Raw genomic sequence first — 26108 nt, 5'->3', positions numbered from 1 at the left:
AGTCGCCCGGCCGCGCCCCGGGCTACTCGGCCTCGAACTTCGCGAGCAGGTCGTCGTAGAACGACCGGTCATCGTCGCCCTCTCCGTCGCCGTCGCGGGCCAGCTTCTCGACGATGAGCTCCGGTGTCGAGCGCGCGAGGTGGTCCTTGCGCGGCGACCGCTCGACCACCAGCTCCCCGTCCTCCAGCCCGACGGCCTCGATGCCGTCGACGGTCACGTCGATGGCACACTCCGCGCGGATCTCGGCGGCGAGGTGCGAGACGAAGACGGCCGTCGAGTCCCCCTCGGCGAGCGCCTCCAGGATTCCGGCGATGATGACCGCGCTCGCGCCGGGTTCCGTGATGGATTCGAGTTCGTCCACGAGGACGAGCCGGCGGTCCCCGCCGGCGACGAGGTCGCCGAACTCCCGGAGGGTGGCCTCGAACGCGCCCGCATCGAGGGTGCCCTGGGATTTGGCCTGGTAGTGGAGCGCCTCGAACCGCTCCAGTTCGGCCGACTCGGCCGGGACGGGCAGCCCCATCTGCCCGAGGATGACCACCAGCCCGACGAGGTCGAGCGTCGAGGTCTTCCCGCCGGAGTTGACGCCGGAGAGGAGCGCCACGCCCGCGACCCCGTAGTCGACCGGCTCGACCGCGTCGAACGGCACGTCCAGCAGTGGCGAGCGCCCGCCCTCGATGGTGAAGCCGTCGCCGTCCTCGACGAACGCCGGCATCGTGCAGTCGAAGTCGCGGGCGAAGCGCGCGACCGCGAGCTCTACGTCCAGTTCGAGCGCGTCGTCGACGAGTTCGTGCGCGGGCTCGCGCAGGTCCGCGAGGTCGGCCGCGAGGTCGCGCTTGCGGGCGGTCGCGCGGCGGTCACGCGCGGCAGTCAGCTCCTCGCGAAGGCGAGAGACGGCGCGCTCGTCGTGTTCGACCGGAAACGTCGGGTCGTCGCCGAAGGCGCGGCGGGCGATGTCGGCGTAGTCCTCCAGCCCGAGCGCGTCGACGAGGTGGTCGCGGGCGGCCTCGACGGCGGCGGTGTACTCGTCTGCCAGTTCGCGTTCCAGCAGCGAGTCCACGCCCGCGCCACGCTCGACGAGCGAGAGCAGGTCCGCGCCCTCGACGGTCACGTCCTGGTCCTCGATGGCCTCGCGGAGCCGGTCGTTGGCGACGTTCTCGGCCATCGACACCGCGGCGTCCAGGTCCTCGACGGCGTCGGTGAGCTGTCGGAGTTGCTCGTCACCGGCGACGGTGCCGTCCTCGTTGAGTTCGGCGAGCGCGTCGTCGAGGTGGTCCGGGTCCAGCGGCGCGTCGAGGTCGGCGGTGCGGGCGACGGCGGCGGCCGCCCGGAGCGGGTCGCGGTTGCGCGCGAAGAAGGCGAGCGCCCGCTCGGGGACGACGCTCTCGGGTTCGCTCAGCGCCCGCGGCTCGACCCGCACGTCGCCCTCCACCTCGACGCCGGCGAACTGCTCGTCCAGCACGACGACCGTCGAGTAGCCCCGCGCGAGTTCGGCGATGGCGCGAGCGTCGTCGACGAGTTCGACGCTCATCTCGGGGACGGCGTCGCGTGCGGCCGAGTAGGTCTCGGCGTCGCTCGTCGCGAGACAGCGGTCCCGGACGCGCACGTCGCCCGGCGCCTCCAGCGGCTCGACGCCCGCGAGTGCGTCCAGTACCTCGGGGTCGGGGTCACGTTCCATCGCGCGCTCGGCGAACTCCCGGACCTCCGCGATGCGTGACTCGCTCGCCGACGGGTAGAGCGTCTCCAGCCGGCGGGCGGCGTAGTCGGTGACGGCCCGGTCCTGCAGCAGGTCGAGCGCGTCGCGGTACAGTTCCTGGGCGCGGTCGGTCGCGAGGAAGTCGCCGTCGTCACCGTGGCGATGCCGGATAGCGGCCCGGGCGATGCGGGCCGCGCGGCCGTCGCTGATGCCCGGTGCACGGGCGATGGCGGCCACATCGCCGCTCTCGAGGGCGGCCTCCGGGTCGTCCAGTTCGGCGAGGCGGTCGGCGGTCTTCGCGCCGACGCCCGGCACCTCGCGTACGTCCATTGGGCGTCGTGGGGAGTGGACGGCCCAAAACGGTAGCGGGTCCGACCGCTCCCGGATATCCGATGGGGGCAGCGAATTATGACGGAAGTCGGAGTGTAGTCAGATAATATCTAAACTTCGGCACTTGTGGGTGATGTTAGAACGGTGTCTGGGCTATTCGCCACGGGATTGGGCGTCTCCGCCGTCGCTTGCCCGGAGCGCAGGTGCGACCAGCCCGACGAACACCAGCAACATCCCGGCCGTGACGACGTAGGCGCCGAGACTCGCGTCGCCGCCAGGGTCGTTGTACCCGAGGACGGCGTGCTGGAGGTCGTAGAAGCCGCCGTAGAGGACGAGTGCGATACCGAACAGCTGCAGACGGAGGGCGGTGGCGGACATCGGTTCGCGGTGGGGCCGCCCGTCACTCGTAGCTGACGGAGTCGAACTGTCGCCGCGTCAGGACTCCAGTGCGCGCCCCAGGTCGTCGTCCGCCGAGGAGAGACAGGAGGCCAGGCACTCCTCGGGTTCGTTGTCGATGCGACTGCTCCAGTCCTGCCACCACTCCCGGTCCAGCGTCCCTGCCAGGGTCCCGTCGACGTACACACTGACCGCCGACTCCCCGACCTCCGTGTCGATATCCATGCTATCTGATACCATTACTCTTGCACACTAAGACTTCCCGGTCCCGGCATCCCTCGCGTGGCGGCCCCCGCGCCGGGGCGGTGCGTCACACTTGACGGCCCGTTCATTGTGGGGGAAACCAGTAGGGTGACCGGTGCCAATCGACGGGACGTGCAGACGTACGACGCGTACCGGACGGCGCTGGCCGACGTGCCGCTCCCGGCGGCGTTCGTCGACCTCGACGCGCTCGAACGGAACGTCGAGACGGTGCAGGACCGGGCCGCCGGGACCCGTGTCCGGGTCGCCTCGAAGTCCGTGCGGTGCCGGGAGATACTGGACCGCGTGACCGACGCCGCCGGTATCCGTGGCCTGATGTGCTACACCGGCCGCGAGGCCGCGCACCTCCACGAGCACGGCTTCGACGACCTGCTGGTGGCCTACCCCGTCCTCGACCGGGCGGAACTCGACCCGGCGGCCGACGCCGTGGCGGCAGGTGCGGACGTGACGCTGATGGTCGACTGCGACGAGCACGTCGCACGCGCGGCGGCCGCCGCACGCGACGCCGGCATCGAGTTCGACCTGTGCATCGACGTGGACATGTCGACCGAGCACCTCACGCAGTGGTTCGGCGTGAAGCGCTCGGGGGTGCGCTCGCCCGAGACGGCGCTTGACCTCGCGGCGACCATCGACACCACGGAGGGCGTCGCGCTCGCGGGTATCATGGGTTACGACGCGCAGATTGCGGGCCTCCCCGACCGCGACCCGTCGAACTCGGCCGCTCTGAACGCCGTCATCCGCCGACTCAAGGGGCGCTCGAAGCCCGAACTGCGCAAACGCCGGCAGGACGTGGCCCGCGCGCTCGACGACGAGTACGGTATCCCGCTGGTCAACGGCGGCGGCACGGGGAGCGTCGAGTTCACCGTCGCCGACCCGTGGGTGACGGAGGTGACGGTGGGGAGCGGCTTCTACGCCCCCCGGCTGTTCGACTGGTACGACCGCTTCCAGCACGAACCCGCCGCGGGCTACGCCATCGAGGTGACGCGGGAGCCCGACCCCTCTATCTACACCTGTCGTGGCGGCGGCTACGTCGCCAGCGGGCCACCGGGCGAGGACAAGGCGCCCGCGCCCGAACTCCCGGCGGGTGCCGAGTTGCTCGACGAGGAGGGTGCCGGCGAGGTCCAGACGCCCGTGCGGTACGACGGCCCGGTGGACCTGGACTACGGCGACCCCATCGTCATGCGCCACGCGAAGGCCGGCGAACTCTGCCGGTCGTTCCGCGAGCTCCATCTCGTCCGCGGGGACGAGGTGGTCGAGACGGTTCCCACGTACCGGGGTGACGAGACGTGCTTCCTGTGACCATGACTCTGCAGACGCACGCCGACGGCGCGGTGATGCACCGATGATGGAGTGGTCCAACTGGTCCGGCAGCGCGACCTGCCAGCCCTCGTCGGTCCACTACCCGCGGACGCTGGCCGACATCCAGCGCGCGCTCCGGGCGGCCGGACCCGAGGACACCGTCCGCGTCGTCGGCGCGGGCCACTCCTTCCCGCCGGTCGCCACCAGCGACGACGTCCTGCTCTCGCTGGAGGAGTACACCGGCCTCGTCGACGTGGACCCCGACGCCGGGACCGTGACAGTCCGGGCGGGGACGAGCCTCCACGACCTGAACCGCGCGCTCGCCGAGCACGACCTCGCGATGGAGAACCTGGGCGACATCGACAGGCAGTCCGTCGCCGGCGCGCTCGCCACCGGCACGCACGGCACCGGCGACGAGTTCGGCGTCATCGCGTCGACGGTCGAACAGCTCCGGCTCGTCACCGCGGACGGCGGCACCCGCGAACTCACCCCCGACGATGGGGATGCGTTCCGCGCGGCCTGTGTCTCGCTGGGCACGCTCGGCGTCGTCACGGAGGTGACGCTGTCGGTGCGGCCGGCGTACAAACTCGCCGAGCACAACTTCACCGCGCCCATCGACGAGGTGCTCGACGACGTGGACCGCTACCGCGCCGAGCACGACCACTTCGAGTTCTGGTGGTTCCCACACACGGGGACGGCGTGGGTGAAGACGCTGAACGAGGTCGACCCGGACACGCCGGACGAGCCCACGCCCGCGTACGAGGAGCGCCTCGAGAACCTCGCCTGGGAGGGTATCTGTCGCCTCGGCACGGCGCTCCCCCGGGCCGCGACGCCGTACCTCAATCGTGCCACCGTCGCGACGTTCGACGAGCACCACGCCGTCGGGCCCTCGCACGAGGTGTACGCGACCGAGCGCGACGTGCGCTTCAACGAGAGCGAGTTCGGCGTCCCGCTCGAGGACGCGGTCGAGGCCTTCCGAGACCTCCGCGAGACCGTCCTCGAGCATCGGGTCCAGTTCCCCGTCGAGTTCCGCACCGTCGCTGGTGACGACCTGCCCATCTCCCCGGCGTACGGCCGCGATTCGGTGTTCCTGGCCTGTCACACCTTCCACCGGAAGCCGTACCGCGAGTTCCTGGAGGACTGCGCCGCGACGCTGGAGCCGTACGACGCCCGGCCCCACTGGGGGAAGCACCACTGGTACGACGCCGACCGCTTCGCCGAGCTGTATCCGGAGTGGGAGACGTTCCAGCGCGCCCGTGAGGAGTTCGACCCGGAGGGCCAGTTCCTCAACGACCACCTCGCCGAGGTGTTCGGTGCCGGGGATGTCGCGGGCACCGAGGAGCGTGCGCCCGCCACGGACGACTGACGCCTGCCGACCCGGTTTCAGTTCTCGGAGTCGTCTCCCAGCCCCAGCAGCACCGACGGGTGGTCCGCGATGAGTCCGTCGACGCCCAGCGCCGCCAGCCGCGCGGCCTCGTGCCACTCGCGGACGGTCCAGGCGTTGACAGCCCAGCCGTGGGCGGCCGCCGCGTCCAGCACCGCGTCGCGGGTGTCCGGTACGCCCGCGGCGTCGCCAGCGTCGCCGGAACCGCCGGGGTCGGCCCACGGGTCCCGGCGCGGGTCGTCCGCCAGGAGCGTCTCCAGCGGCGGGTGGAAGGCCGCGCAGTCGTGTCGCCGCGCCACCGCGACGGCGTCGTCGACGTTCGTGAAACAGAGCGCGGCCGTCGGGTGGTCGCCGAGGTCCCCCGCGACCGCGAGTGCGGCCTCGCAGAACGAGGAGAACAGGACGTCCGCTTCCGCACCGTCGTCCAGCACGCGCTCGACGAACGGCCGCCAGGTCTCGCGCCGGGCGGCGAGGTCGTCGCCGTCCAGGTCCACCCCCGGGCGGATGTCGAACGTGCCGGGGTTCTTCAGCTCCACGTTGAGGCGCACGTCGTCGGGACAGGCGTCGACGACGGCTGCCAGCGTCGGGACCGTCTCACCCGACCCCAGCACCTCGGCGGCCGTCACCTCCGCGAGCGGTGTCTCCCAGACGACACCCTCGGCGTCGGTGAGTCCCGGGCCGCCGTCGCCGGCGGTCCCGAGGTGGCTGTCGTGGATGACGACCGGCGTCCCGTCGGCAGCGGGCTGGACGTCCACCTCGACCATCCCCGTCTCCGGGCGAGCGCCGGCCCGCCTGACGGCGCACGAGGTGTTCTGTGGGAGGCTCCCGGCGAAGCCGCGGTGGGCGACGAGCGTGGGGCTGGGCATCGATTCGGGAGGCGGGCCGTGGCCACTTCAACGGCGGTGGCCCCGTCAGAAGCGCTGGTCGGCCAGGTAGACGAGCCCGACGACGGAGGCGGCGACGAGACAGGTAGCGATGGCCAGCCCCGCCGCCGCGGGCGGGAGCGTGGTCGAGAGCAGGACGTAGATGATGGCCGCGACGAGCATCACGACGGCCCCGAGCCCGAACGCGACGGCCGGGTCGTCGGGGGTCAGCCCGCCGCCGGTCGTCGCCGGGGACGCGACGGCCGGTGCCGCGGTGTCCGTGTCGGCATCGGGTGCGCCGGGCCGTGGGAACGCCCCGTCGTCTATTTCGTCGAGGAGTGCGGTCGGGTCCACGTCGTCGAGGTCGGGGTCGATGCTGGTGCCGCCGGTGTCGCCGTAGTCCGCCTCCGTCCGGGACCAGCCCACGGCGACGGAGGCGCTGGCGCCGGTCTCGACGTTCGCGAAGTTGACGGCCGTCGCCGCATCGACGGGGTCGTCCGCGCCATCGTCGGGTTCGGGGGAGGGGGCGTCCGGTTCCGACTCCGGCTCCGTTCCCGGCTCCGGCGTGTCGGTTGGCTCCGGAGAGTGGGTCGGCTCGGTTCCGGGGGCCGACGCCTCCCCGGTGGCCCACTCCGGGAGGTCGTCGTCACCGAGTGCGTCGAAGTCCACTGTCTCGACGCCCCCGTCGGCCCGTTCCTCCTCGCCGTCGTTGTTCGGCATCCGGATACCCTCGTTGCTCGGTTTCGGCGGCCCACCTTCAATAATCCGTCGGCGCCCCGAACCCCTGATTTCCGGTCCGGAGACCGGCCGTCGACGGTGACGCGGCGGACCGTCTTCCCGCGCCCTGGGGGCGCGGGACCGCCCGACAGCACGCGAATCCGTGCCATATGTAGGGACCGATTTATGCCGGCTCCACGAGACGCCGACGTATGGCATCCACACGACTCGCCGACAGGACCGTCCTCATCACGGGGGCAGGGTCGGGTATCGGCCGCGAAACCACCATCCGCTGTGCCGAGGAGGGGGCCAACGTCATCGCCACCGACGTGGACACGAACGGTGGGCAGGAGACCGTCGACATGGTCCGCGAGGCCGACCCCGACGGCATCGTGGAGTTCGAGAAGCTGGACGTGACGGACAAGGAGCGGTTCCAGGAGGTCGCCGACGAGACCGCCGACCAGTACGGGCTGGACTGCGTCGTCAACAACGCCGGCACCGGCCACCCGCCCGCCAACGTCGAGGACGTGAGCGACGGCACGTTCGAGTACGTGATGGACGTGAACCTCCGGGGCGTCTGGAACGGCTGTCACACGACGCTCCCCCACCTGAAGGAGGGCGACGACGACGCGGCCATCGTCAACGTCTCCTCGCTCGCGGGCTTCCTCGGCTTCCCGCAGCAGTCGGTCTACTCGCTGACGAAGGGGGCCGTCCTCAACTTCAGCCGCGCCGTGGCCGCCGAAGCCGGCTACGCCGGCGTCCGCTGTAACGCGGTCTGTCCGGGCTTCACGGACACGCCGCTGGGCCGCCAGTACTTCGAGACGAAGGGCGACCCGGAGAAGGCGATGGAGAAGGCGGCGAAGCAGTACCCGCTGAAGCGCCTGGGCGAACCCAACGAGATTGCCGAACCCATCCTGTTCCTGCTGAGCGAGGACGCCTCCTGGATCTCCGGGCACGGCCTGGTCGTGGACGGGGGGTTCTCCATCACGTAATCGACGCGTCGGCGGTCGAACCCCCCCGTTTCCGGTCGAACTCACTGCTCGACTCGCACGAGTATTCAAACCGGAAGCCGCAGCAACGCCGCCGATGAGCGAGCGTGCTCTCGTCGCCTACGAGCGCCCCGACGGTCGGTACAACTGCCACTACGCTCACTGGGGCGCGACGGACGGCCTCGACGACCGCCTGACGCCCGCGACCCCGTTCGGCGGCGCGGAGCCGCGTGCCGAGTGGGCCGCGGGCGTGCTGCGCGACCTCCTGACCGCCACCGACGCCGAGGCTCCGCGCGTGGCGAGCCGGACCCCGGATGACGCGGCGACGGCCGTCGACCCGGCGCCGCTGGCGGTCGCCGTTCCACTGGAAGCACTCCCCGACCACGTCGTCTACGGGAGCCACGAGGCGCTGTTCCTCGTGGACCGGTCGTTCGGCGTCACCGCGTTCGTCGCCGTGTCGTTCGACCTCGCGTCCGTCGCCGCGGCACTGTCCGGAATCGACATCGACCCGGAGGCGGGCGGTGCGCTGGTGCCGGTCGATGCCGGAACCTCGGTCGCGGCGCTGCGCGAGCGGGCCGCTGGGGCCCGCGAGGCGCTCGGCGCGGCCATCGACCACGTCGACGGGTCGAACCGCGGCTGTACGCCGGCCGTTGCGCGGGCCGCCCTCCACGAGACGCTCGTCCGCTGGGTCGGCGCCGACCGGCTCCTCGTCGCCGACGGTGACCACGGCCGGACCGGCGCCGGCGCCTGACGCGGCCCGACCGTGACGGGTTTGACAGGGGCGCCGCTACCGGCACGGTAGTGAGTGACGACGCGAGCGCGGGCACCGACGACACGGATGCGGACGCGGACCTGCCCCCAGCGCCGGCTGCGGCCGTGAGCGGCCGCGGGGTCGAGACGGTCGTCGCGCCCACGGCCGCGGATGCGCTCGCGGTCTGTGAGCGCGCGCTCGCCCGGGACGCGATGCTGACGGTGTTCGGCCGGTGCAGCGTCGAGTACGAGGGCCGCGCGAGTTCCTCGCTCGGCCCCGGCGACCGCCTGCTCGTCTGCAAGCCCGACGGGAGCGTCCTCGTCCACACGGACGAGGGGCAACAGCCCGTGAACTGGCAGCCGCCCGGCTGTACCGTCGAGCCGTCGCTGGTCGCGGCCGGCGACGACCCGGAGGGGGATGCGGCGGCCGGCGGCGACCCGGAGGGGGACGCCGCCGACGTCGAGCGCGAGCCACGCCTGCGCGTCCGGAGCGAGCGCACCACTCCGGCCGAGCGCATCGAGGTGACCTTCGACCGCGTCGCGCAGGTGTCGGCCTACGACGCGGTCGACCCGGAGGAACTCGCGCTGACGGGGACCGAGGCGGACCTCCGCGAGCGCATCCTCGCGGACCCGGCCCTCGTCGAGCCGGGGTTCACGCCGCTCGCGACCGAGCGACAGACGCCCGCGGGCGCCGTCGACATCTACGGCGAGGACGCCGACGGCCGGACGGTGGTGCTCGAGCTGAAACGCCGGCGCGTGGGGCCGGACGCGGTGGGCCAGCTCTCGCGCTACGTGGATGCACTTCGACGTGACCTGCACGAGGATGCCGAGATTCGCGGCGTGCTGGTCGCGCCCTCCGTGACCGACCGGGCGCGGCAGTTGCTGGCCGAGGAGGGACTGGAGTTCGTCTCCCTCGAACCGCCGGATAACTCGTAAATCGGGGCCTATGAATATATAACTGCGCACATTTTTGAAAAGAAATTTCAGTTATCTATATAAGTCTACGCTATCTGAAATCTCGGTTGAGTAGACAGAGACGCCTACGAAGCCCTCGCGCTCTCGACCATCCGGGACTCGCTGTCTCCGAAAATCTCCGATTTTCGGGATGACGAGAGAGCTTCGCTCTCTCGAACCACGCTCCTCGGCCTCACTTCGTTCGGCCTGCGGTGCTTACGTCGTCCGGGACGGATCGAGAGCGCTCGCCCTTCGATTCCACCAGGGGTTGTGTTTCGGGTCGAGCGATGCGCGTGGTGGTTCCACCGGAGTGCTAGTGCCCCCACACCTCCCCGCGCGAGCGCCGCAGTGTTCCAGCACGCTCGCTGACGCTCACGGCTTCGCCGTTCGCTCGGGGGAGCGAAGCTCCCCCGCTGCTCGCGGCTTCCACGGGAAGGCGCTCGCGCGCTTCCTTTGCTCGGAACCGGTTAGCCGACCAGTCAAGGGCCGAGAGCGCGTGGCCGAACGAAGTGAGGCCCGCGCGACCCGGGGAAGGGCAGGGGAGCCGCGACCCTCGACAGCCGGCACCGGGTGGGACTGAAAGGGGCCGCCCGCTCGACCCGTCCCCGACGAAGTAAGCACCGCAGCGACCGAAGGGAGCGAGGCGCGCAGCGAGGCGCGGACGGTCGAGCGGGCGGGGGCTTTCCGGGTGGTCTGGTCGTAGCGGAGTGGAGCCTCGTTCCGGGTGGTCTGGTCGTGGTGGAGTGCGACACCCCCCACGACGTGCTAGCCCCATCCCGGCAGCCCTAACACGTCCCCGCAACACCCCCTCACCGATGCGACTGGAGGACTACTGGGGCGTCGGGCCGAAGACGGCCGCCCTGTTGCGCGAGGAACTGGGCGAGCAACGCGCCATCGAGGCCATCGAGTCGGTGGACTCGCGCACCCTCGCCGAGGCGGGGCTCTCGCGGGGGCGCGCGACCCGCATCCTCCGCCGGGCCGCGGGCGGCGAGGGGCTGGACCTGCTCGCGACGCGGGACGCCCGCGCGGTCTACCGGGACCTCGTGGAACTCATCGAGGCGTACGCCGTCACCGAGAGCGCCGCCGACCGCGTCCGGGTGCTGACCCCGCTCGCGAGCCGGGAGGCCATCGCCGACCGGCTGGCGGAGACGATGACCGCCGTCGAGTCCTGGCGGGCGCTCGACGAGGACACGCGCGCGGCCGTCCTCGACGCGTTCGACGACCACGCCGGCGCCGGCGAGGTCGACGCCGCCGAGACCGCGCTGGCGCTGCTGGACGCGGGCGTCTCTGCGGGCGTGTTCGCGCCGCTGGCCGAACTCGACCGCGACGCGCTGGCCGACGCGACGCGGGCACTCCGGGCGCTGGGCCACGGGGCGGATGCCGACACGGAGGGAACGGGCCGCCGTGTCGCGCGCGGTGCCGATGATGAACTCGACCGGCTGCGCGACGCGCTCGGGCGGGCCGAGGATATGCGCGCCGACGCCGACGCGGTCCTCGAGGCGGTCCGCGAGGAGGCCCGCGACGCCAGCGAGTTCCGCGGCGCACTCCGCCGGTACGTCGTCCGCGAGGCCGACGTCGACGACGCCGTCGTCAGCGAAGCCCTGCCCGACGACGCGACGGCTGCCGACACGTTCGTCACGGAGTCGTTGCGCGCCATCGTCGCGGAACTGCGCGAGCGCGTGGACGAGCGCGAGCGCGAGGTACGCGCGGACCTCGAAGCGGACCTCGAAGCGGGACGTGAGGCCGTCGACACGGCTGTCGCGGCCGTCGACGACGTGGCGCTCGACGTCTCGCTCGCCCGGTTCGCCGTCGCGTTCGACCTCCGGGAGCCCGAACTCACGGAGGGCGAAACCGTGCTGGCCGTCGAGAACGCCCGCAACCTCGACCTCGTGGCGGCCGACGCCGACGTCCAGCCCGTCGACTACGGGCTGGGCCCGCACACGCTCGACATCGAGGCGCCGACGGACGACCGCGTGGCGGTGCTGACGGGCGCGAACTCCGGCGGGAAGACGACGCTGCTGGAGACGCTCGCGGGCGTCGCGCTGCTGGCGCACATGGGCCTGCCCGTCCCCGCCGAGCGCGCGCAGGTGACCGTCGTCGACCGGCTGGTCTTCCACCGCCGGCACGCCTCGTTCAACGCCGGCGTCCTGGAATCGACGCTGCGCTCGGTCGTCCCACCCGTGACCCAGGAGGGGCGCACGCTCCTGCTCGTCGACGAGTTCGAGGCCATCACCGAACCCGGAAGCGCGGCCGACCTCCTCCACGGCCTGCTGACGCTCGCCGTCGAAAGAGGGGCACTGGGCGTGTTCGTGACCCACCTCGCCGAGGACCTGGAACCGCTGCCGACGCCCGCGCGCACGGACGGCATCTTCGCGGAGGGGCTGACGACGGACCTGGAACTGGAGGTCGACTACCAGCCACGGTTCGGGACGCTCGGGCGCTCGACGCCGGAGTTCATCGTCTCGCGGCTGGTCGCGGAGGCCGGCGACCCCGTCGAGCGCCAGGGCTTCGAGACGCTCGCCGCGGCGGTGGGCCAGCAGGCCGTCCAGCGGACGCTCGCGGACGCGGAGTGGAGTGACGAGCCGAATTAGATACTTGTCCCTGGAATTCACCGGGTGTTTGTGGATTACATTGACTTTGGCCGCCATTCTCTCTATAATACTCTCTGACCGAGCCCGCCGCCCCTTCCATTCCAACCCGAAGATCGGCTGCCAAGGCCCGCGGCGCCCCTGCCCTTCCCCAGGCCGCACGGGTGCGCGTGCAAGGCGCTCACCACGTGCGCCCGACCGAAGAGTGGCTGGTTGGCCGGCTGGTTCCGAGACCAGGAAGCGCGCTCGCGCCATTCCGACGAACTCGCGAGCGCTAGCGAGCGTGGTGAGTCGTCCCAGCGCGAGCGCGGGGAGGTGTGGGGACACCCTGCTCGCCCGGAACCACCACGCGCGAACCCTCGGCCGAACCAGCAACAGGGCGGGACTGAAAGGGGCGGGGGCTTTCGACGCGGTTCTGTCGTGGTTGTCCTCACTGCTGCCGAACCGGATGCCCTCGTGACGGCGCCGGGACTCAAACGACTGTTTGAGCTTACAGAAGGCCGTTCAAATAGGGGTCCCATGATACGACCACGATGAGCGTACACGCAAGCGCAGAACCCGAGCAGGAATCCGAGACGCGCTCCGACGCCGAGCGGCTGGAGCGGTACCTCCGCGACCGGGCTGCCGACGGCGAGTTCTACTGCAAGAGCAAGTTCATCGCCGACGACGTCGGCATGTCGGCCTCACAGATCGGGAACCTGATGCCCGACCTCGACGATGCGGCCGAGGGGCTGACCGTCGAGCGCTGGGCGTACACGAACGCGACGACCTGGCGGGTCGCGCTGGAGTCCTGACGCGGGCCACTGCCGCTGTCACCGCCATCACCACCGTCGCCCCCCAACCACCGCCCCCGACCACCGCTCCCGCTCCCGTTCAGCGCCGTCTACCGCCGGAGCCAGTCCACGATGGCGGATTTGTTCTCCTGGACGACGGAGACGTGGCCGTAGTCGGGGTAGAAGTGTGCCTCCGCGGTCGGAACGTGTCGTTCCAGGTACCGCCCCGCGTCGACCGGAACCAGCCGGTCGGCCCGGCCGTACCAGAGCCCGACGGGTACGTCGATGGTCCCGAGGTCGAAGCCCCAGTCCGTCGCGTACAGGCGCAGGTCCGTCACGAGATGCTCGTTCCCGTGCCCCTGTCGGGCGGCGACGGCGGTCGCGATGAGTAACTCGCCGGCCTCGCTGCGCCAGTAGTCCGCGTCGTACTCCGCGGCGGTGGCCGCGCGTCGCTCGATGAGCTTCTCGGGGGCGTACCGTTCCGCGAGCTCCTCCGCGCGCAGGTACGCCCGGATGACTCCGGGCGCGTACCTCGCGACGGTGAACGGGCCGCGGGCCGCCGGCGAGACGGCCTGCATCGGCCCGACACCACAGCCCACCGCCACGCGGGGCGTCCGCTCGGGTATCTCGGACGCGCAGGCCAGCGCGTACGGGCCGCCACCGGAGACGCCGAGCACCGGCGCCGACTCGATGCCGAGGTGGTCCATGAGCGCGGTCACGTCGGCGGGCCAGTCGGTCAGGCGCCGGCCGGGGTCCGGGTCCGAGATGCCGAACCCAGGGCGCTCGGGGGCGATGATACGGAGGCCCCGCTCCCGCCCGACAGCGTCGAACGCGGCCGCGAACGTCCGACAGTTGGGCCAGCCGTGGAAGAGGAACCCCGGCTCCCCGTCGGGGTCGCCGGTCTCGGCGTAGCCCAGGTCGCGCCCGTCGGGCAACTCGATGGTTCGCGGGTTCTCGAATATCTCGCGCCCGACCGCCAGCGGGCCCTCGGTCGCGCCCTCGAAGAACGGCGGGACGGCGTCGCGGCCCTCGCGGAAGCGGCGGACCGTGTCGGTGAGTCCTGTCACGGTATGGCTGTGGCGGGGTGGCGTCGTAACGCTTGTTCCGATTCCCATCGCGCCTATCCCTCCCCATCCCGACGTATCCGCATGGTCAACGACACGCCCGGCATCCACCACGTCACGGCGATGGTCGGGGACGCGCAGGCGACCCTCGACTTCCACGTCGGTGTCCTCGGGTTGCGGCTGGTCAAGCGAACCGTCAACCACGAGGACGTCCTCCGTTACCACCTCTACTACGGCAACGGGTCCGGTGACCTGGGGACCGTCTACACCTGCTTCCCGTACCCGGGGGAGCCGCCAGGTCGCCGCGGGCCGCCGCAGTGGAGCAGCGTCGCGTTCGCCGTCCCCGAGGGCTCGCTCGACTTCTGGGCCGACCGCCTCGCCGACCACTCCGTCGAGACCGAGCGCCGCCAGCGGTTCGACGGTGAATCGTTGCTCCGGTTCGAGGGCCCCGCCGGTACCCGTCTCGAACTCGTCGCCGCCGACTCGCCCGTCGAGCCGTGGCACGAGGGGCCCGTCCCCGCGGACGTTGCGATTCGGGGCATCCACGGGGCAACCGCGCTCCCGGCCGACCCGTTCCGGACCGCGAGCGTGCTGGAGACACTCGGCCTCGACCGCGTCGGGCAGGACGGTGAGCGCGTGCGCTACCGCGCGGGCGGCGACCACGGGACCATCCTCGACCTGCTGGACCGCGGCGCCGGCTCGGGGTCGGCGACGGAGCGCGAGCGGGAGGCTCGCTCCGGTTTCGGCCGCGAGGGTCCCGGCACGGTCCACCACGTCGCCGTCCGGGTGCCCGACGACGACCTCATGGACTGGCACGACCTGTTCCGCGAGCGCGGCGTGCAGGTCTCGCGGGTCCGGGACCGCCACTACTACCGCTCCGTCTACGTCCGCCCCGGTGGTGGCGTCCTCGTCGAACTCGCCTCGGAGAAGCCGGGCGTCACCGTCGACGAGGCGGTCGACGACCTCGGCGAGTCGCTCGTCCTGCCGCCCTGGGCCGAGGACGACCGCGAGATGATCGAGGACCAGCTCCCACCGGTCGAGGTGCCCGCCGTCGAGGACTGGCGATGACCGGCGCCGGGGGCGACACCGGTGAGGAGCGGGCCGACGGTTGCACCGACGGTCCGACCGCCGGCGTCGCGGGGCCGCACGGGGGTTGCCGGGTCGTGGCTGCCGGGGCGCCACGCGGCGCCGCCGAGGCCGCCGTCGTCGCGCTCCACGGCCGCGGCACGACCGCCCAGGGCGTCGTCAACCTCCTCGAACCCGTCCACCGCCACGGGGTCACCGTCCTCGCGCCCGATGCCGAGCGGAGTCGCTGGTTGCCCTACGCTGCCGACGCGCCCCACGAGCACAACGAGCCACACCTGTCGTCGGCACTCGCGGTCGTGGATGCCGTCGTCGCGGACGCCGTCGACCGGCTCGGACTCGACCGCGAGCGCGTCGTCCTGCTGGGGTTCTCGCAGGGTGCCGGCATCGCGGCCGAGTACGCCGCCCGGAACCCGGGCCCCTCGCCCGTGGTCGCCCTCAGCGGGTCGCTCCTCGGTCCCGACGTCGACCCCGGGGCGTACGCCGGGGCCGACGGCACAGCGGCGGGGGTGCCCGTCTTCCTCGGTGTCGGTGCCGACGACCCATACGTCCCCGTCGCGCGGATGCGAGCGACCGCCGACGTGCTCCGGGCGCTGGGGGCCGACGTGACCGAACGCGTCTACGAGGGCGTCGGCCACGAGGTGACCGACGACGAGTTCGCGTGGGTCGACGACCTGCTGGCGGGACTGGTCGGAGACTGACGCGGGGGCCGAACTATCTCGAAAATCTGGTCTACAAGCGTTAAATATCGGCTACATATTCTGGATGATTGCGATAGTTGGTTAGGTGGCGACGTTCACCGACCACGTGGTACCGACCGACCGAAGACCTATGCCGGGCTGTTCCGCAGCCTGCCCCATGAGCCACCACTCCGACGACCGCACGGCGACGGAGGCGTTCGAGGTGCTGGCCGACGCGACACGGCTCGACATCCTCCGCGAGCTGGGGCGGGCCGAGCCTCACGGCGCGCCGGCGTCGCTGTCGTTCTCCGAACTGCGTGCCCGGGTCGGTGTCCGCGACAGCAGCCGGTTCAACTACCACCTCCAGAAGCTCGGCGACACCTTCGTCGGCCAGTTCGACGCGGACGACGAGCGGGAGGGCTACTACCTCACCTACCCGGGGTACACGATATACCGGCTGCTCGTCCGTGGTGTCTTCGCCGGGAGCCCGCCGGTCAGCGCCCGAACCGAGGCATGGGACTGCCCCGAGTGTGGGTCGGCGCTCACGGTCGCCAGCCGCGGTGACGGCGTGACCGACGTGGACTGCCCGGCGTGTGGGGCGGACTACCTCCACTACGAGTTTCCACCGCACGGCGCCGCCGACCGGAGCGACGACGCCGACGCCCTCCTCCGGGCGGTCGACGCGTGGGCGCGGAGCCAGCTCCTCCTGTTCGACCGCGGGGTCTGTCCGTGGTGTGGCGGCCGCGTCGACAGCCATCTCACGACCGACCCGGACAGCCTCCCGCACGACGTGGACGAGGACGCGCCCGCGTTCGTCCGATACGTCTGCGGTGGCTGTGGCGGCGGCCCCTCCGTCGAGGTGGACTACACCGTCCTCGACCACCCGGCACTCGTCGCGTTCTGCCACGACCACTCCGTCGATGTCCGCGAAGAGCCCATCTGGTACGTCGTCGACCGCCTCGACGTGGCTGTCGAGGTGGGGGACGAGGCCCCCGACGGGCCGGTGGCGGCGGTGTCGATGACCGCCAGTGGGGAGCGCATTCGCCTCCGCGTCGACGCGGACGCGCGTGTCGGCGACGCCGAGCGAGCCCCGGTCTGACGGGCGCGCCGCTGCCCGCCGCTGCCGTTCAACCGTTCGTCGGTGCCGTCGACTCGACCCGGGTGGTCAGCTCGTCCGGTACGAGCCGGTGGAACTCGAACGCCACCTCCGACGGCGGCCGCTCGAACACGTCGTGCAGTGGGATGTGGACCCGCCGAAGCCCCTCCATCGCGTCCGTCCCGATACCCTTCTCGTCGGTCGGCTCCAGCCGTCCAGACGCCACCACGCTGCGGTAGCGGTCCGTCTCCCCGTGGGTGACGAACGTCACCGCCCGGCCCGCGAGGTCGGATTTCTCGCCGCCCGGCCCGACGGCCAGCCGGAAGTAGAACGTCTCCTCGGCGGCGTCGTAGCCGTACGACACGGGAACGGCGTACGGCGGCTCGTCCGTCGCGCGTGCGTAGGAGATGACGCCCGTTCCGCCGGCGCCGAGGAACGCGTCGCGCTCTGCCTCGTCCATCGTCACGCTCTCGATGTCGTCCATGTGTTGTGCTATAGTCCCACGGACCAAATACCGTGTGTCCCTTCCCGGGCCCCGGGACACCGGCTCGTCTCACGTCCGCGTGACGGACGGCTGGCGACGAACGGCCGGTCGACGCCCTCCGTCTCGCACGCCGGGTCCGCCACCTCGCCGATGCGCATCGTACTGTTGAGACGCAGCAGCGGTGCCGGACGGTGAGCCCGGACTCACCTTGTCGCTCGACAGGTCAGCTATCATTGCCGTCCACGGCGAACAGTCTTGTATGAGTGATGCAAATTCGTTTTCGTCGGGTGGTACCGACGGGTGTGATTCGGCCGACGGGACGCTCGCTGTGGCCACGCCGGGCGAGGAGTGGTGTCCGATTCTCGCGACCGGGACGCTGCTCGGGAACCGCTGGGTGCCGGCCATCGTGGACCGGCTGCTCGACGAGCCCCACCGGTTCGTCGAGCTGCGGGAGGCGCTCCCGGGTGTCTCCTCGAAGGTCCTCTCTGACACGCTCGACCGGCTCGTCGAGCAGGGCGTGGTCGAGCACCGCCGGTCGGCCGCCTCGCACCACCCGTTCCAGTACGCGCTGACCGGGCGCGGCCGGTCACTCCGGCCCGTCGTGGCCGCGATGCGGGCGTGGGGTGACGAGCAGGTCGCCACGGCCGACGACCCCGACACCGCACGGGTCCACATCTAAGTGACCGAGGCTCGACCGCTCCCATATGCGATACGAACTCGCCACCGCCGCGGTTCTCGCCCTCCTCGTAGCCATGAGTGGGTCGTTCGTGGTGGCGGGGACCGGGACGGGGAACGACGACCCCGGTGCGTTCGAGGACCTGTTGAGCGTCGGGATGACGCAGGTCGAGGTCTCGGAGGCCGACCGGGTCGGGGCCGTCATCCCGCGGGCGCAGGTCTACTACGCCCGCTTCGAGTTCGGTGTCGGCTACTACGGCGTCGAGAGCCTCGTCGCCCGGCTCCAGCGCCCGGGCCACGGGGACCGGTACGGTCGGCCGCTGGTCGTCTACGTCTCCGACTTCGCCGGCGAGGGGGCGAACCGCACGGCCGAGGGCTACCTGACGACGGACGCGCTCGGGGACCCGGACTGGGTCCGGGCCGAGGACGCCCACTTCGTGGTCGGGAGCGAGGCACGGCTCCCCGCCGGCCCGACCGTGGTGCCGTTCTCCTCGCGGACCGATGCCGAGCGCTTCGCCGAGCGGTTCGGCGGCCGGGTCGAGCGGTGGGAGGCCGTCCGCGAGTTGCCGGTCGAGAGCGGTGACCGGTCGCCGGCAGAGTGGCAGGAGACGGTGCGCCAGCGGGCGGCGTGGGCCGACCGGAGCGTGGCCGCGACCGACCCGCTGCTGGACCGGCCCGTCGCGGCCACGGTCGCCCCGGGCGAGTCCGTCGCCGCGGCGGTCCAGCGTGCGCCGCCGAACACGACCGTTCGGCTCCAGCCGGGCGTTCACCGGGTCCGGAACCTCACCGTCCGGAAGCCGCTGACCCTCCGCGGTGCCGGGTCGGAGACGCTGCTGCTCGGCGGCGGCAACGGGACCGTCGTCGAGTTCCGGGCACCCCGCTCGGCCATCGCGTCGGTCCGCGTCGCGGGCGTCGGTGACCGGCAGGTGGGCAACCTCTCGCGGGCCGAGGACTGGAGCGAGCGCATCCGGCTCGCGTATGCCGTTGCGGACGCTGGGATTCGGTTCATCGAAGCGAACGGGTCGCTGGCCCACGATGTCGGCGTCAGGACCCCTGCGAACGGCATCGTCTTCATCGAGAGCGACGGCAGCGTCGCCCGCGAGGTCCGGGTCGTCGGCGACACGCCCTGGTCGGCAGGGTTCATGGACCTGCTCGCGTTCCGGTCGCGGATCGTCGTCCAGGACTCGCAGTTCCAGGGCGGCCGGGACGCCGTCTACACCCACCGCTCTGATGGCCTCGTGGTGCGGAACAACACGATGGAGGGGGTCCGGTTCGGCGTCCACGAGATGTACACCTCGAACGCGCTGGTCCGGGACAACGACATCCGCAACACCGCCATCGGGGTCGTGGTTATGACCCGGCCGACGGGCAACGCCATCGTCGGCAACGCCGTCCGCGACAGCGACGGCGGTGTGAGCATCGCCGGCAGCCGCTCGTACGCCGCCGACAACGTGGTGTTCGAGAACACGTACGGTATCCAGACGACGAGCTCGGGCAGCTACTACGTGGGCAACCTCCTGGCGCACAACGAGGACGGCGCCCGGACGGGGACGCTCCTCCCGACCAACCGCGTCACCCGGAACGACTTCGCCGACAACGGGGAGCACGCTCGGGACCGCTCGATGGGGTCACTCCAGGTCTGGACGGTCGACGGCGTCGGCAACTACTGGACGGGCGCGCCCGGCTACGACCGCGACGGCGACGGTACTCTCGACCGCTCGTTCCGCCCGACCGGTCCCGTGGATGGTCCGGCCGCACGGACGACCGGCGGGCCGGCGCTTGCCCGCTCGCCCGCGGTCGCACTCGTCCGGGCCATGCGGACCAGCGTCCCCGGCTTCCGGCGCGCGGGCGTACTCGACACCGCGCCGCTGGCCGCTCCCGCGGGCACGGACCCGGAGACACGGCTCGTGCGAGCCCGGGAACGGACCGAACCGCTCCCGACGCCGCTGGTCGAGCCCGTCCCGGCGAACGCGACGACTGGCACGACCAGTGTGACGACCGACACGGCGGCTACGACACGGAGGACGAACCCATGACGGACACGACCCAGTCGGGCACGACGGCCGCGGGCGAGCGGGCAGGACAGGGTGACGAACGGAGCGACGGTCACCGGCCGACGCCCGACGCCGACGAGCCGGTGCTGACCCTCGACGGAGTCGACCGGGGTTTCGGCGACCTGACGGTGGTCGAGGGGGTGTCGACGCGCCTCCGGGCGGGGCAGGTGGCCGCGCTCGTCGGTCCCAACGGGTCCGGGAAGACGACTCTGCTCCGGGTCATCGCGGGGCTGCTCCCGGCCGACGCGGGCGAGGTGTCGGTCGCCGCGGAGGGGCCACGCGCGGTCGGATACCTCCCGCAGGCGCCCCGGTTCCGGTCCCGGCTCACGGTCACGGAGACGCTATCGTTCTATGCCGACCTGGTCGAGGGAGGTGTCAGCGTCGACGAGGCGCTCGAACGGGTCGGGCTGGCCGAACTCCGCGACCGCCGCATCGAGGCGCTCTCGGGCGGGATGGTCCGGCTCGTGGGGCTCGCGCAGGCGCTGCTCGGCGACCCTGCCCTGCTCGTGCTGGACGAGCCCACGAGTAGCCTCGACCCCGCGATGACCGAGTACATCTACGACGTCATCGCCGACCTCGCCGCCGAGGCGGGAACGGCCGTACTGCTCTCGACGCACGACCTCGATGTCTCGCGGGTCGCCGACCGGGTGCTCCTGCTGAATCGGGGCCGACTGGCCGTCGACGACACGCCCGAGGCGGTCTGTGCCGCCCGCGACGCCGAGACGCTGACGGATGCGTTCCTCGCCGAGGTGGGTCGGGGCCGGACCGTCCAGCCCGGGTCCGGGACCGTTCAGGACGAGGGAGCCGGCGACGACACTGCGGCCGCCAACGGGGGTGATGCGTGATGGCGCCGTCAGTCGACCGCACGGCGTTGCGGGCCGTCGTCCGCCGTGAGCTACGGACCCTGACCCGCACGCGCGTCCACCTGCTGCTGGCCGGCGGGTTCGTGCTAGCGGTGGTGGGGCTGGTCTGGGTGAGCGGGAGCACCGGCTTCGTCCCGACCGTACTGTCGCTGCTGACGCCGCTGGAGGTCCTGCTCCCGCTGTTGACCGCCGCGTTCGTCTCCCGGGCGGTGCTGGGCGACCGGGAGCGCGGCGAGCTGGCGCTGGTCCGGACCTACCCGGCCAGGGCCCGGACGTACGTCGTCGGTGTCTACCTCGGCCGGATGACCGCGCTGCTCGGCGCCGTCCTGGTGCCGTTGCTGGTCGTGCTGGTGATGGTGGCGCTCGGCAGCGTCGAATCGACGTTCCTGGTCCAGCACAGCGGCCTCGACTCGCCCGTGCTGTTCGTCCGATTCGTCGTCCTGACGGCCCTGTTCACGGCGGTGCTGACGGCCATCTTCACCGCGCTCTCGGCGGTCGTCCGGGTCGTCCGCCGGGGGGTCGCGGTCGCGGTCGCGGTGGTGGTCCTCCTCGTCGTCGGACTGGACCTCCTCATCATCGCCGGGCTGGCGACCGACCTGTTGCCCGAGTCCGCGCTCCCGGTCGTGCTGACACTCACCCCGAACGGGGCCTACCGGAGCCTCGTGCTGGAGACCGTCGTCGCGCCGGTCGTCACCTCGCCGGTCAGTGCCGGTGCCCCCCTCCCGGCAGTGCTGGCGCTGCTGGCCTGGGGAATCGGCTCCCTCGTCGTGGCGACGCTCGCGATCACCGGCATCGACTGACCCACCCACCCATGACTCGAGACATCACGGACACGACGGACGCACCGACCCCGACAGATACCACCCGGACGGACGTATCGAATCGAGAATCGCATCGCGGGACCCACGTCCCGCCGCCGCTCTCTCGACGGGCGGTGCTGCGGGCCAGCGGCGCCGCCGCGGTCGCCGGCCTGGCCGGGTGCTCGTCGCTCACGGGGCAGGACTGCACCCACGAGACGGACCCGGCGGCCATCGCACTCACCGGGACGAAACGCTGCGAGGAGTGTGGGATGGTCATCGACCGCCACCCGGGTCCGGTCGGGCAGATATTCTACTGCGACAACGAGCCCCAGAACCACGCGAACCCCGCCTGGTTCGACGCGCTGAACCCCTGCCTGTTCGACTATCACTTCGCGAAGGAGGACGCGGGCTGGTCGCCGACGGCCATCTACGTCACCGACTACTCCGCCGTCGACTGGGAGGTGTTCAGCGAGGGTGGTGACCAGTTCGTCTCCTCGCACGTCGCGGCCGAGGCGTTCGGGCCGGCCCGCGAGATGACCTACGTCGCCCGTAGCGACATCAAGGGAGCCATGACGACAGCCATCGTCCCGTTCTCCGACTCGGCCGACGCAGAGGCGTTCCAGTCGGAGTACGGGGGTGAGCTGCTGGCGTTCGAGGACATCACGCCCGCGCTCGTCCGGGGATAGGCGATTCGTCGTGCGCCAACCGACGAGCCATAGGGTCGGCTCACCAACACCCGACGGAGGCGATTCCTGATGACGACCGCAGGGGACGGGACCGCCGGGCGGCCACGGTGCGACTGGTGTGGCGAGCCCATCGCCCGGAGCGAACCGGTGACGGAGCTACGCGCGCTCTCCGACGGGCCGGGGGATGGCGTGCCGCCGGGTCCGGCGGCCGATGTCCGCGTCCACGCGACGGTGTGCCCGGACTGCTACGCTGCCGCGTTCGACGACCCGGGGTTCGAGCCGGTGGCGGTCGAGCGGGCGGCCGACCGGCGGCTGGTTCTGCTCGCGGAGCCGGCACAGGTCGGCCCGGTGGACTGCCGCTACGCGGCGGCGCCGGTGGCCGAGTGGTCGCTCCCGGCCTGACTCCCGCGCGGCTCAGAGCGTCTCCGAGAGGTAGTACTCGACGAGCTGTGCCTCTGCCCGGCGGAGCCGGTAGGAGACCGTCGACCGCGGCAGGTCCAGCCGGTCGGCCACCGCGTCCAGCGTCGTCTCGCTCGGCGTCTCGTAGTAGCCCATCTCGGCCGCCGTCGCCAGCACCTCGTCCTGGTCCGGCGGGATGGTCAGCGAGGAGAGCATGTCCGCCGCCCAGCCGCTCGCGGCGTCGAGGTGGCCGAACTCGAACGTCAGTCCGTCACGGAGCGCCGCGCTCAGGGCGTCGTACAGCAATCCGACCTTCTCGTCGTCGCGCATCAGCAGTTGCCAGCGCTGTTCGCTCTCCTGCCGGACCAGGCGGAACAGGACGCCGCCGGGCAGATACCGGGTCGCCAGCCGCGGGACCGTCTCACAGCGCGTGATGTCGGATAGATACGTGTAGACGACCCGGTGGCCGGGGCCCACGTCGAGCAGGTCGACGTAGCGCTCCCCGTCGCACGCCCGGCCGCTGATGGACTCGCCGCCCGCCGCGAGCAGCCGGTCCTCGATGCGCTCGAGCGCTGCGCTCGGGCCGACGACGCGTTCCAGCCGCCACGCCTGCTCGCCGTCGAGCGAGCAGAGGAACGCCTCCGAGCGCGCCCGTGGCGCCTGCATAAAGGCGTCCATCACCCGGTCGGCCCCCGACTCGAAATGAATGGAGAAGACGAACTCTCGCACGGCTATGCCTTGTCGTGCGACAAGCTTAAGCCCACTTCGGTGCCGGGGTCGGCGGTAGCGCTCCGGAGGCCGGCACGTGCCTCCGGATTCCTGTCGCAGGATAACTCTCTCGGGTCAGCCACCACCGTGTTCCCGGAACCAGACACGCTCGCCGACCGGCTCGTCGGCCGCGAGCCGGCGGCAGACGAGGTCACGGACCGCGGCCGTCACCACGAGTTCGACCGGCTCGACGGTGTCCGGGTCGGTGCCCTCCTCGTCACCGTCCGGCCGGACCGTGAAGACCGCGTGGCCGTCACGCTCGGACAGTCCCGTGACGGTCCCGAGCCGCCAGTTCTCGGGGTCGTGGGGCGGCCGTGCGTGGACGCGGTCGTGGGCCATACGCGCCGTTGGTGCCCCGATACCACGGGCGTTCCGGTCGGGCACCGTCGGCCGCCCCGTCACGTGTCGCCTCCACGACCGCTCCGGCCGGCGTCAGCCACGGCACGCTCGTTCGTCGCACGGCCGTCCGTAGGACGCCCCGGGACTTGAAACGCCTCGTGTACGCGTTCTCGCGAGTATGTCCGTGCCTGAGTGAAAGCGGCGGTTGAGCTACCCGTGGCTTGATACCCCCGGCGGTGGCCCCCAGGGATATGGGAGACGGAGATACCCTGCTCAACGCGGTCGTCGGTGCCCTCGTCACGGTGGTCCTCTCGTTCACGGGCTTCTCGCCGCTGCTCGGTGGCGGTGTGGCCGGCTATCTCCAGCGCGGTGACCGGAGCGAAGGAGCCCGTGTCGGCGCGCTCTCGGGCGCCATCGCCACCGTCCCGTTCGTCTTCATCCTCGCGGTCGTGGTGAGCGTCTTCGGCCTGTTCGTCGCGGGCGGCGGTCCCGCGGAGGCCGGGCTCGGGCTCGCCCTCGGCGTGGTGGTGTTCGTCTTCGCACTGGCCTGGAACATCGCTCTGGGGGCGATCGGTGGCTACCTGGGCGTCTACGTCCTGGCGGAGTTCGAGGACGGTCGCGCCGACGCAACCCGCTGAACGGCCGAGAGACGCGGCTCCACGCCCAGATGTACAGGTCTGGCCACTGATGTACGTCGCGCGAGCGCTACAACCCGATTGTGTGACGGCTCACTGACAGCAGCTCTTGCCGTTCGGCGATACGTTCTGGTAGCTCCGGTTATACGGGCCGCTGATTGCCGGATAGTGTCGTGTGTCCGTTTCACATGACTGGCCAGCAAGCTTATACAAACCCACGGGATAGCGGCGAGGCAGCATGAACTGGAAAGCACTCGTGGTCGCGGTCACCCTGGTCGTCTCTGCCGTGGGGACGCCGGTGGCTGCCGCCGCGACGACGAACGCGGCCAGCAGCCAGTCGTCCGCACAGGCACAGAGCGGTACCTACGTCTCGTTCGAGACGGCTGACAGCGCGGTCGTGGACTACACGGTCAACGGGAAGACGGTCGTCGACCGGCTGAGCGTCCAGTCCACGTCCGAGGCGAAGTCGCAGGTCGGTGGCGACCTCGGCGTCGGCGGTGACGTCGGGTTCTCCGGCGCGGGTCTGAGCCTCGCCAGCAGCTTCCAGGCCGGGGTCAGCACCACGGCGACGATCCAGTCCGAGAGCGGCGCGGAGATCATCACGCACGACAACGACCGCGGAATCGTGGTCGTCGAGTCCAACGGCGAGAGCCACGTCGCGCGGTTCAACAGCTCGGACGGCTCCGAGGCGGAGCAGGCGTCCGAGAAGCGCGCGGTCATCACCAGCAACGACGGCGCCACGGCGACGGTCATCGTCGTCGGTGACGGTAACGTGAGCGTCTCCGACGGCGGCAACGTCACGGCGACGGCCGAGGAGGACGCTCGGGTCGTCTACCGCCAGTACGAGGGCGAGCGTAACGACTCCGAGAAGCAGCAGGAGCGCCTGATCGCCAACGGCACCGCGGTTGCGGAGGTCTACGTGCAGGCTGCCGGTGACGCCGCCAGCGACGCCGGCGACGACGACAGCGACGAGACGCCGACCGCGACCGACTCGCCGACCGAGGAGCCCAGCGAGGAGGCCGAGGAGCGTAGCGCCGATGTCGTCCGATACAGCGAGGACACGACGGTCGAGGTGACCGAGAACGCCGCCGGCACGTTCAACGCGACCGTCGAGCGCTCGCAGAGCGAGGGGAAGGTCGTCATCATGAGCGTCTCGGAGGCCGCCTTCGAGAACGCGGAGAACGCCGAGGTGTACGTCGACGGTGAGGCGGCGGCCGAGGCCTCGTCGTACTCCGAGGTTCAGAGCGCCACCAACGACGGCGAGACCTCGAAGTACCTCGTCCGGTCCTCGAGCAGTGCAGAGGCCTCGACGGACGTGGTGGTCGGCATCAACCACTTCTCCGCCCGTGAGGTCTCGATGCAGTCCGGCGGTGACGGCGGCGGCGCAATCAGCGGCGGCCAGCCCGGCTTCGGTGCCGCTATCGCTGTCATCGCGCTCGTCGGCGCGGCCCTGCTCGCGCGTCGCCAGGCCTGATTATCGGCCTC

At 71.4% G+C, this 26108-nt stretch carries 27 protein-coding genes; 18 read left to right on the top strand and 9 right to left on the bottom strand.

Annotated features, from left to right (window positions below; genetic code table 11):
- Window positions 1-22: 22 nt before the first annotated feature.
- From NL115_RS06475 to NL115_RS06465, 3 genes are all read right to left on the bottom strand, one after another.
- Window positions 23-2023 (bottom strand): MutS-related protein, encoded by a 2001-nt coding sequence (locus tag NL115_RS06475; RefSeq protein WP_254832368.1) that lies wholly within the window; start codon window positions 2021-2023, stop codon window positions 23-25.
- 153 nt (window positions 2024-2176) lie between these two features.
- The gene (locus NL115_RS06470) at window positions 2177-2401 is read right to left on the bottom strand and encodes a hypothetical protein (protein WP_254823960.1); all 225 of its coding nucleotides are present in this window, start codon (window positions 2399-2401) and stop codon (window positions 2177-2179) included.
- Between the two features lie 57 nt (window positions 2402-2458).
- The gene (locus tag NL115_RS06465; RefSeq protein ID WP_254823959.1) at window positions 2459-2644 is read right to left on the bottom strand and encodes a hypothetical protein; all 186 of its coding nucleotides are present in this window, start codon (window positions 2642-2644) and stop codon (window positions 2459-2461) included.
- 126 nt (window positions 2645-2770) lie between these two features.
- Between NL115_RS06465 and NL115_RS06460 the strand changes: the two genes are divergently transcribed.
- Together NL115_RS06460 and NL115_RS06455 are read left to right on the top strand one after the other, a co-directional pair.
- Window positions 2771-3979, top strand: coding sequence for an alanine racemase (locus NL115_RS06460; RefSeq protein ID WP_254832367.1), 1209 nt, complete (start codon window positions 2771-2773; stop codon window positions 3977-3979).
- A 43-nt stretch (window positions 3980-4022) separates the two neighbouring features.
- Entirely contained in the window at window positions 4023-5345 is a 1323-nt protein-coding gene (locus NL115_RS06455) for a D-arabinono-1,4-lactone oxidase (RefSeq protein ID WP_254832366.1), read from the top strand.
- A gap of 17 nt (window positions 5346-5362) precedes the next feature.
- On the opposite strand, the gene NL115_RS06450 is transcribed toward NL115_RS06455, so the two are convergent.
- Together NL115_RS06450 and NL115_RS06445 are read right to left on the bottom strand one after the other, a co-directional pair.
- The gene (locus NL115_RS06450) at window positions 5363-6229 is read right to left on the bottom strand and encodes a glycerophosphodiester phosphodiesterase (RefSeq protein ID WP_254832365.1); all 867 of its coding nucleotides are present in this window, start codon (window positions 6227-6229) and stop codon (window positions 5363-5365) included.
- A 45-nt stretch (window positions 6230-6274) separates the two neighbouring features.
- Window positions 6275-6946 carry a hypothetical protein gene (locus NL115_RS06445; RefSeq protein ID WP_254832364.1) on the bottom strand — a complete coding sequence of 224 codons (672 nt, stop codon included), beginning with the start codon at window positions 6944-6946 and terminating at the stop codon, window positions 6275-6277.
- Window positions 6947-7155: 209 nt separating this feature from the next.
- Between NL115_RS06445 and NL115_RS06440 the strand changes: the two genes are divergently transcribed.
- The 5 genes from NL115_RS06440 to NL115_RS06420 all read left to right on the top strand — a co-directional run bounded on the left by NL115_RS06440 (window position 7156) and on the right by NL115_RS06420 (window position 13018).
- Window positions 7156-7935 (top strand): SDR family NAD(P)-dependent oxidoreductase, encoded by a 780-nt coding sequence (locus NL115_RS06440; protein ID WP_254832363.1) that lies wholly within the window; start codon window positions 7156-7158, stop codon window positions 7933-7935.
- Between the two features lie 94 nt (window positions 7936-8029).
- Window positions 8030-8683: a DUF6735 family protein gene (locus NL115_RS06435; protein WP_254832362.1), complete on the top strand. Its 654-nt coding sequence runs from the start codon at window positions 8030-8032 to the stop codon at window positions 8681-8683.
- A 125-nt stretch (window positions 8684-8808) separates the two neighbouring features.
- Window positions 8809-9618 carry an endonuclease NucS gene (gene nucS, locus NL115_RS06430; RefSeq protein WP_254833067.1) on the top strand — a complete coding sequence of 270 codons (810 nt, stop codon included), beginning with the start codon at window positions 8809-8811 and terminating at the stop codon, window positions 9616-9618.
- A gap of 833 nt (window positions 9619-10451) precedes the next feature.
- The gene (locus NL115_RS06425) at window positions 10452-12227 is read left to right on the top strand and encodes a MutS-related protein (protein WP_254832361.1); all 1776 of its coding nucleotides are present in this window, start codon (window positions 10452-10454) and stop codon (window positions 12225-12227) included.
- A 530-nt stretch (window positions 12228-12757) separates the two neighbouring features.
- Window positions 12758-13018, top strand: a complete 261-nt coding sequence (locus NL115_RS06420) for a DUF7123 family protein (RefSeq protein WP_254832360.1) — start codon at window positions 12758-12760, stop codon at window positions 13016-13018.
- An 89-nt stretch (window positions 13019-13107) separates the two neighbouring features.
- On the opposite strand, the gene NL115_RS06415 is transcribed toward NL115_RS06420, so the two are convergent.
- A complete protein-coding gene (locus tag NL115_RS06415) occupies window positions 13108-14064 on the bottom strand; it encodes an alpha/beta fold hydrolase (protein ID WP_254832359.1) in 957 nt (318 codons plus the stop codon).
- 81 nt (window positions 14065-14145) lie between these two features.
- On the opposite strand from NL115_RS06415, the gene NL115_RS06410 reads away from it, so the two are divergent.
- The 3 genes from NL115_RS06410 to NL115_RS06400 all read left to right on the top strand — a co-directional run bounded on the left by NL115_RS06410 (window position 14146) and on the right by NL115_RS06400 (window position 16923).
- Window positions 14146-15129 (top strand): VOC family protein, encoded by a 984-nt coding sequence (locus NL115_RS06410; RefSeq protein WP_254832358.1) that lies wholly within the window; start codon window positions 14146-14148, stop codon window positions 15127-15129.
- Complete coding sequence (locus NL115_RS06405) at window positions 15126-15845, top strand: alpha/beta hydrolase (protein WP_254832357.1); 720 nt, start codon at window positions 15126-15128, stop codon at window positions 15843-15845. Before NL115_RS06410 ends, NL115_RS06405 begins: the two co-directional genes overlap by 4 nt.
- A gap of 157 nt (window positions 15846-16002) precedes the next feature.
- Window positions 16003-16923 carry a winged helix-turn-helix domain-containing protein gene (locus tag NL115_RS06400; protein WP_254832356.1) on the top strand — a complete coding sequence of 307 codons (921 nt, stop codon included), beginning with the start codon at window positions 16003-16005 and terminating at the stop codon, window positions 16921-16923.
- 28 nt (window positions 16924-16951) lie between these two features.
- Here NL115_RS06400 and NL115_RS06395 read toward each other — a convergent pair whose 3' ends face one another.
- Window positions 16952-17404: a pyridoxamine 5'-phosphate oxidase family protein gene (locus tag NL115_RS06395; protein WP_254832355.1), complete on the bottom strand. Its 453-nt coding sequence runs from the start codon at window positions 17402-17404 to the stop codon at window positions 16952-16954.
- A gap of 259 nt (window positions 17405-17663) precedes the next feature.
- On the opposite strand from NL115_RS06395, the gene NL115_RS06390 reads away from it, so the two are divergent.
- The 6 genes from NL115_RS06390 (at window position 17664) to NL115_RS06365 (ending at window position 22884) form a co-directional block, all read left to right on the top strand.
- Entirely contained in the window at window positions 17664-18083 is a 420-nt protein-coding gene (locus tag NL115_RS06390) for a winged helix-turn-helix transcriptional regulator (protein WP_254832354.1), read from the top strand.
- Window positions 18084-18108: 25 nt separating this feature from the next.
- On the top strand, window positions 18109-20115 hold the full coding sequence (locus NL115_RS06385) for a NosD domain-containing protein (protein WP_254832353.1): 2007 nt from the start codon (window positions 18109-18111) through the stop codon (window positions 20113-20115).
- Window positions 20112-20978, top strand: coding sequence for an ABC transporter ATP-binding protein (locus tag NL115_RS06380; RefSeq protein ID WP_254832352.1), 867 nt, complete (start codon window positions 20112-20114; stop codon window positions 20976-20978). The genes NL115_RS06385 and NL115_RS06380 overlap by 4 nt, the downstream gene beginning before the upstream one ends.
- Complete coding sequence (locus tag NL115_RS06375; RefSeq protein WP_254832351.1) at window positions 20978-21796, top strand: ABC transporter permease; 819 nt, start codon at window positions 20978-20980, stop codon at window positions 21794-21796. Before NL115_RS06380 ends, NL115_RS06375 begins: the two co-directional genes overlap by 1 nt.
- Window positions 21797-21807: 11 nt before the next feature.
- On the top strand, window positions 21808-22482 hold the full coding sequence (locus NL115_RS06370) for a nitrous oxide reductase accessory protein NosL (RefSeq protein ID WP_254832350.1): 675 nt from the start codon (window positions 21808-21810) through the stop codon (window positions 22480-22482).
- 69 nt (window positions 22483-22551) lie between these two features.
- Window positions 22552-22884 (top strand): hypothetical protein, encoded by a 333-nt coding sequence (locus tag NL115_RS06365; protein ID WP_254832349.1) that lies wholly within the window; start codon window positions 22552-22554, stop codon window positions 22882-22884.
- Window positions 22885-22896: 12 nt separating this feature from the next.
- On the opposite strand, the gene NL115_RS06360 is transcribed toward NL115_RS06365, so the two are convergent.
- Together NL115_RS06360 and NL115_RS06355 are read right to left on the bottom strand one after the other, a co-directional pair.
- Complete coding sequence (locus NL115_RS06360; RefSeq protein WP_254832348.1) at window positions 22897-23610, bottom strand: helix-turn-helix domain-containing protein; 714 nt, start codon at window positions 23608-23610, stop codon at window positions 22897-22899.
- A 114-nt stretch (window positions 23611-23724) separates the two neighbouring features.
- On the bottom strand, window positions 23725-23988 hold the full coding sequence (locus tag NL115_RS06355) for a DUF7861 family protein (RefSeq protein ID WP_254832347.1): 264 nt from the start codon (window positions 23986-23988) through the stop codon (window positions 23725-23727).
- Between the two features lie 251 nt (window positions 23989-24239).
- On the opposite strand from NL115_RS06355, the gene NL115_RS06350 reads away from it, so the two are divergent.
- Window positions 24240-24626, top strand: coding sequence for a DUF5518 domain-containing protein (locus tag NL115_RS06350; RefSeq protein ID WP_254832346.1), 387 nt, complete (start codon window positions 24240-24242; stop codon window positions 24624-24626).
- A 235-nt stretch (window positions 24627-24861) separates the two neighbouring features.
- The gene (locus tag NL115_RS06345) at window positions 24862-26097 is read left to right on the top strand and encodes a PGF-CTERM sorting domain-containing protein (protein ID WP_254832345.1); all 1236 of its coding nucleotides are present in this window, start codon (window positions 24862-24864) and stop codon (window positions 26095-26097) included.
- The last annotated feature ends 11 nt before the right edge of the window (window positions 26098-26108 follow it).

Origin of the sequence: Haloglomus salinum, assembly GCF_024298825.1 — an archaeon.
In the GTDB taxonomy this organism is placed as follows: domain Archaea; phylum Halobacteriota; class Halobacteria; order Halobacteriales; family Haloarculaceae; genus Haloglomus; species Haloglomus salinum.
This window is presented reverse-complemented; position numbering and strand designations above follow the sequence as displayed.

Coding starts and splice junctions, on each gene's coding strand:
- NL115_RS06365 (WP_254832349.1), top strand. CDS start 22,552: ATGACGACCGCAGGGGACGGGACCGCCGGGCGGCCACGGTGCGACTGG.
- NL115_RS06475 (WP_254832368.1), bottom strand. CDS start 2,023: ATGGACGTACGCGAGGTGCCGGGCGTCGGCGCGAAGACCGCCGACCGC.
- NL115_RS06350 (WP_254832346.1), top strand. CDS start 24,240: ATGGGAGACGGAGATACCCTGCTCAACGCGGTCGTCGGTGCCCTCGTC.
- NL115_RS06370 (WP_254832350.1), top strand. CDS start 21,808: ATGACTCGAGACATCACGGACACGACGGACGCACCGACCCCGACAGAT.
- NL115_RS06420 (WP_254832360.1), top strand. CDS start 12,758: ATGAGCGTACACGCAAGCGCAGAACCCGAGCAGGAATCCGAGACGCGC.
- NL115_RS06400 (WP_254832356.1), top strand. CDS start 16,003: ATGAGCCACCACTCCGACGACCGCACGGCGACGGAGGCGTTCGAGGTG.
- NL115_RS06345 (WP_254832345.1), top strand. CDS start 24,862: ATGAACTGGAAAGCACTCGTGGTCGCGGTCACCCTGGTCGTCTCTGCC.
- NL115_RS06450 (WP_254832365.1), bottom strand. CDS start 6,229: ATGCCCAGCCCCACGCTCGTCGCCCACCGCGGCTTCGCCGGGAGCCTC.
- NL115_RS06455 (WP_254832366.1), top strand. CDS start 4,023: ATGATGGAGTGGTCCAACTGGTCCGGCAGCGCGACCTGCCAGCCCTCG.
- NL115_RS06445 (WP_254832364.1), bottom strand. CDS start 6,946: ATGCCGAACAACGACGGCGAGGAGGAACGGGCCGACGGGGGCGTCGAG.
- NL115_RS06405 (WP_254832357.1), top strand. CDS start 15,126: ATGACCGGCGCCGGGGGCGACACCGGTGAGGAGCGGGCCGACGGTTGC.
- NL115_RS06390 (WP_254832354.1), top strand. CDS start 17,664: ATGAGTGATGCAAATTCGTTTTCGTCGGGTGGTACCGACGGGTGTGAT.
- NL115_RS06380 (WP_254832352.1), top strand. CDS start 20,112: ATGACGGACACGACCCAGTCGGGCACGACGGCCGCGGGCGAGCGGGCA.
- NL115_RS06355 (WP_254832347.1), bottom strand. CDS start 23,988: ATGGCCCACGACCGCGTCCACGCACGGCCGCCCCACGACCCCGAGAAC.
- NL115_RS06435 (WP_254832362.1), top strand. CDS start 8,030: ATGAGCGAGCGTGCTCTCGTCGCCTACGAGCGCCCCGACGGTCGGTAC.
- NL115_RS06385 (WP_254832353.1), top strand. CDS start 18,109: ATGCGATACGAACTCGCCACCGCCGCGGTTCTCGCCCTCCTCGTAGCC.
- NL115_RS06395 (WP_254832355.1), bottom strand. CDS start 17,404: ATGGACGACATCGAGAGCGTGACGATGGACGAGGCAGAGCGCGACGCG.
- NL115_RS06440 (WP_254832363.1), top strand. CDS start 7,156: ATGGCATCCACACGACTCGCCGACAGGACCGTCCTCATCACGGGGGCA.
- NL115_RS06470 (WP_254823960.1), bottom strand. CDS start 2,401: ATGTCCGCCACCGCCCTCCGTCTGCAGCTGTTCGGTATCGCACTCGTC.
- NL115_RS06465 (WP_254823959.1), bottom strand. CDS start 2,644: ATGGATATCGACACGGAGGTCGGGGAGTCGGCGGTCAGTGTGTACGTC.
- NL115_RS06410 (WP_254832358.1), top strand. CDS start 14,146: ATGGTCAACGACACGCCCGGCATCCACCACGTCACGGCGATGGTCGGG.
- NL115_RS06375 (WP_254832351.1), top strand. CDS start 20,978: ATGGCGCCGTCAGTCGACCGCACGGCGTTGCGGGCCGTCGTCCGCCGT.
- NL115_RS06425 (WP_254832361.1), top strand. CDS start 10,452: ATGCGACTGGAGGACTACTGGGGCGTCGGGCCGAAGACGGCCGCCCTG.